Source organism: Phytobacter sp. V69 (genome assembly GCF_965644215.1).
GTDB lineage: Bacteria > Pseudomonadota > Gammaproteobacteria > Enterobacterales > Enterobacteriaceae > Phytobacter.
Window position 1 is genome coordinate 1 of record NZ_CBFFRL010000296.1, and the last position, 4,075, is coordinate 4,075.

A 4,075-nucleotide genomic window follows, 5' to 3' on the forward strand; every position below is an offset into this window, starting at 1 on the left:
GTAGCGAGCCATAGTTCAATATGTTGTTGAAAAAGACAGTTACTATAACTCAGGTGATTAAGGGACACAGCCTAGCAAAACACAGCTGCTGCGATGTCAATCATTCTTGCTGTAAGAGGTGTCAGACGACTTTTTCTTCATACTGATGCAGACTTAACTGAAGGTCGTAAATGAGGCTTTTGACCTTATCAGGCGTCAGGCAAAAAAATTGCGACTCGAACGATGAACCACCCGGCGCATAAGGGGAAGTGCTATAACCAAATTTAATAACCACCCCATTCAAATCTTCTACTGCTCCCACCTGCCATCCATTAACGGGAAATGCAGGAAACGCTGACTCATTGTTCATCCTAATCTCCTTGTGAATGTTGTGACTTAATCAGCGTAGCACTGAAAGGAAAAAATTAACAAGTTACATTTCGTGAAGTTTTGTCATCTGTTCCAGTGAATTAATTTATACCCTGGCCCGACCTGATATTTAATTGTTTGACTTAGACTTTATTGTTGTATATTTGTGCAAGTTTCGGTTAATATAATGTTACACACATGATCTTCGTGAAAATTTTTTAAAGATATATTCTCTTTAAATAAATTTAATTTAAAAAAAAGAAATTTCGTTCATCTCCCTCTATTGCATAATAAAAAACGTTTTCGACCATTTATTTTTCTCTCAGAGAAACGTTTCGTTATTTATGACGATTCGCGCGAAAGAGGATTAGTGTCTATTTTGATTCTCTGGTTTGCTAAAGAGATGAGTTATTATGAAGCCTTCTGACAAAAAGCATCATCACTACCCTCTTCCTCCTTTTGCGCAACAACCGCAACAGCCGCCGGGACTGGCCTCAGAGATGAAACCGATGCCCGATCATGGTGAAACACGCTATGTAGGTTCTGGCAGGCTGACAGGAAAACGCGCCTTAATCACCGGCGGTGATTCTGGTATTGGCCGGGCCGTTGCCATTGCGTTTGCCCGCGAAGGAGCGGATATCGCAATAAACTATCTGCCTGAAGAGCAATCTGATGCGGATGCCGTTGTCGCGCTGATAACCGCCGAAGGCAGAAGAGCAGTCGCATTGCCGGGCGACATTCGCGATGAGTCGTTTTGCCAGCAGTTGGTCACGAATGCCGTACGCCAACTTGGCGGGCTGGATGTGCTGGTGAACAACGCAGGGCGGCAACAGTATTGTGAATCTATTTTGGATCTCAGCACTGAGGACTTCGATGCTACGTTCAAAACCAACGTCTATGCGCCATTCTGGATAACGAAGGCGGCCCTCCCGCATCTGGGAGAAGGTGCGGTGATCATTAATACCACCTCAGTACAGGCTTACCAGCCCAGTCCAATACTGTTGGATTATGCGCAAACCAAAGCCTGTGGCGTCGCGTTTACTAAAGCGCTGGCTCAGCAGCTTGGCCCGAAGGGAATTCGCGTCAATGCGGTCGCTCCCGGTCCTTACTGGACAGCCCTGCAATCAAGTGGAGGCCAGCCGCAGGAAAAAGTGCAACAATTTGGCGCAACCACGCCACTTGGGCGCCCTGGCCAGCCGGTCGAGATCGCCCCTCTGTATGTGCTTTTCGCCTCTGATGAAAGCTCGTTTTCTTCAGGCCAGGTGTGGTGTGCCGATGGCGGGACGGGGACCGTATAGTGATAAGAGCAGGCTGAGAGGCCTGCTCTTTTTGTGACAATAAAATCTGGATTTAAACGATTATTGACACTTTTTGCCTGGCATCACAGCGTTCATTCTGTGAGTATCGAAGATAATTATCTGCCATCAAAAATTTAATTTCTATTTCTGACACCCTCTACATTCTATTCTTGCTGTCTATCGCGTCTGATCACCAGTAAGGATTAATAATGCATAAAATAAGGGGATTATTCCTTTTTGCTGCAATAACAGGCATGTGCGGCAGGGGGGTAGCAGCCAGTTGTACTTTCGGCCCGACAGTAACTTATCCACAGTCAAATACGAGATCTTTCAATCTACCACTGGCAGTTAATGCAATCAGCGTACGGCCCGATCTGGCACCCGGTACGATTATTTATCGGCAAAGCATCAATATTTCATCTAATGCACAACAAGCTCGTGTCACATGTGACTCCTCAGGGCATTTTAGACTTGGCTATGAATATGATTTCTTGCCAAAAACAGAAACATCGTCTGACTCAAAGATTTATCAGACAGGTGTCAGTGGAATAGGCATACAATTTATTCACAATGACGGCACACATTTTCCTTATATCTATGCGACCACCAGTTGTACGAATACAAGCAGCTGTTTTTTTTCATCAATATGGCCTGCTTCCTCCTCCTTCGTGCTGATCAAAACATCAGAGAATGTAATCGGCGGTACGATCTCCGGGAGTGACCTTCCAGTTGCTCGCTATTCGCTTGGACTTACTGGCAGTATGGTGCCAATTTACGACATAAAAATCAGCGGTAATCTGACCGTCAATACACCAACCTGTAATATCTCACTGGTAAGCAAATCGGCGGTGGTATCAATGGGCTCACACAAAGTCTCCGATTTCAGCGGCCAGGGTTCCGGCACCGCCTGGAAAGACGCCAGCATTATTCTGCACAACTGCGGGCAATTTTATGGTAACAGTTCAACTTCCATTGCCATATTTGATGGCACGCAAAACATCGATGCTATCGGCCTGACCAGTAACGTTGCCTCCATCACCCTGCTCCCCGGTGACGGTATTAACGATGCAACCAACGGCATTATGAAGATTGCCGATAACACAGCCACCGCCACCGGCGTCGGTATTCAGCTTTCTCGCAGCGCCAGTACGTCAGACAAAATCGACCTCAATGCAGCGTATAAACTCATCCTGCCAAAAGACGGCAGCAGCAATATTACTATCCCGCTCTACGCCCGTTATATTCAGACGGACAGTCTGCTTACCGCAGGGAAAGCTAACGGTAATCTGATTTACACCATCAGCTATCAGTAACCACTATTAGTTACCGATTAATGGCATTATCCAAATAGCAATTATGCGTGGCAGCAGCATTTGGCATAAATGTGTTCCCCGCCAAACGATAGCGGGGAATAATACATCCGCTTATTCTGCAAATAACATCTCGATAGATTTCGTAGGGTAGAACAGTGAATTCGCGTTCCTGCCTTGTAATGCAATAAAACCGAGCTTCAAATAAAACTGTTTCGCGTTATCGTTCATCGCATCAACAAAGATCCCGTGAATTCCCACAGCCAGTGAAGCAAGCCAGGTGACCTTCATCGCATGGGTGACAAGTGTTGTCCCCCACTCTTTACCCTGTAGATCTTTATGGACGACCAGACGACCAAGGGTAACGCCGGGCACGTTGGTGTAAGGAATTTTTCTCTGTTGCGTCCGGGAAGGGAGCGTTTCCTTCTCAAAACAGCTACCGGATAACGTGTAATAGCCAACCACTTTCGGTTTCGGCTCGCGAGTGGTAAGCAAGTAGCCGCGTATTATGCGCCCACGGTGCTGCCGCACAAGATGCCCGATGAGGAAGCGGTTCAACGTGGCATCACCGCAGTCGAAGCCGGAAAAATCGTATTGCACGCCCTCAGAAAAAATCGAAATAGTCAGTTCGTCCACGCCTCACACCATGTCTTGTAGACGCTTTGTCGCTCGTTTGAGTTTGTCATTCGGTTGAGGAGGATTACTGATGGCATCCATCACCAGATTCCAGGATTCTTCACTCAGTACGAGACGGCGATGCTGTTCAATCACTTCTGCCGCACGCGCTGAGGCGCTCGAGAGCATAAACTGTGTAATGGTCTGATTGGACAACGCAGCCGCCTCTTCAATGATGGTCTTATCATCATCCGTGAGCCGAAGGTCAATACGCTGTTTTTTGAGTGCTGGCACGATGTGCTCCTTGATAGCTCGTCGCTGCAGCCGTCATTCATTATGCTTTAACGTCAGTGGCTGGAATTGCAGAATCGACAATATGTACGGAAGAAATCCGTACAATAACTATAAGTTGCCGCTCATGAATTTTCAGGTAAAAAACCACCTGCATAGCAGGTGGCATTGATAACGCCCCATAGGGGCGTACTCAGTCCAGACTCTGAGAGT

Annotated in this window: 5 protein-coding genes and 1 pseudogene; 3 read left to right on the plus strand and 3 right to left on the minus strand. The window is 46.8% G+C overall.

Going from position 1 to position 4,075, the window contains the following annotated elements:
* Positions 1–121 precede the first annotated feature (121 nt).
* Positions 122–349 (minus strand): hypothetical protein, encoded by a 228-nt coding sequence (locus ACSZPU_RS23900; RefSeq protein ID WP_499004011.1) that lies wholly within the window; start codon positions 347–349, stop codon positions 122–124.
* Between the two features lie 412 nt (positions 350–761).
* On the opposite strand from ACSZPU_RS23900, the gene ACSZPU_RS23905 reads away from it, so the two are divergent.
* The 3 genes and pseudogenes from ACSZPU_RS23905 (at position 762) to ACSZPU_RS23915 (ending at position 2,959) form a co-directional block, all read left to right on the plus strand.
* Complete coding sequence (locus tag ACSZPU_RS23905; RefSeq protein ID WP_499004012.1) at positions 762–1,646, plus strand: SDR family oxidoreductase; 885 nt, start codon at positions 762–764, stop codon at positions 1,644–1,646.
* A 254-nt stretch (positions 1,647–1,900) separates the two neighbouring features.
* Positions 1,901–2,350, plus strand: a pseudogene (locus ACSZPU_RS23910) (hypothetical protein); the annotation flags it as partial.
* 57 nt (positions 2,351–2,407) lie between these two features.
* Entirely contained in the window at positions 2,408–2,959 is a 552-nt protein-coding gene (locus ACSZPU_RS23915; protein ID WP_499004019.1) for a fimbrial protein, read from the plus strand.
* A 111-nt stretch (positions 2,960–3,070) separates the two neighbouring features.
* Here ACSZPU_RS23915 and ACSZPU_RS23920 read toward each other — a convergent pair whose 3' ends face one another.
* Both ACSZPU_RS23920 and ACSZPU_RS23925 read right to left on the minus strand, forming a co-directional pair.
* Positions 3,071–3,592 (minus strand): GNAT family N-acetyltransferase, encoded by a 522-nt coding sequence (locus tag ACSZPU_RS23920; RefSeq protein ID WP_499004014.1) that lies wholly within the window; start codon positions 3,590–3,592, stop codon positions 3,071–3,073.
* Between the two features lie 3 nt (positions 3,593–3,595).
* Positions 3,596–3,865, minus strand: a complete 270-nt coding sequence (locus ACSZPU_RS23925; RefSeq protein ID WP_499004016.1) for a type II toxin-antitoxin system TacA family antitoxin — start codon at positions 3,863–3,865, stop codon at positions 3,596–3,598.
* Positions 3,866–4,075: the final 210 nt, after the last annotated feature.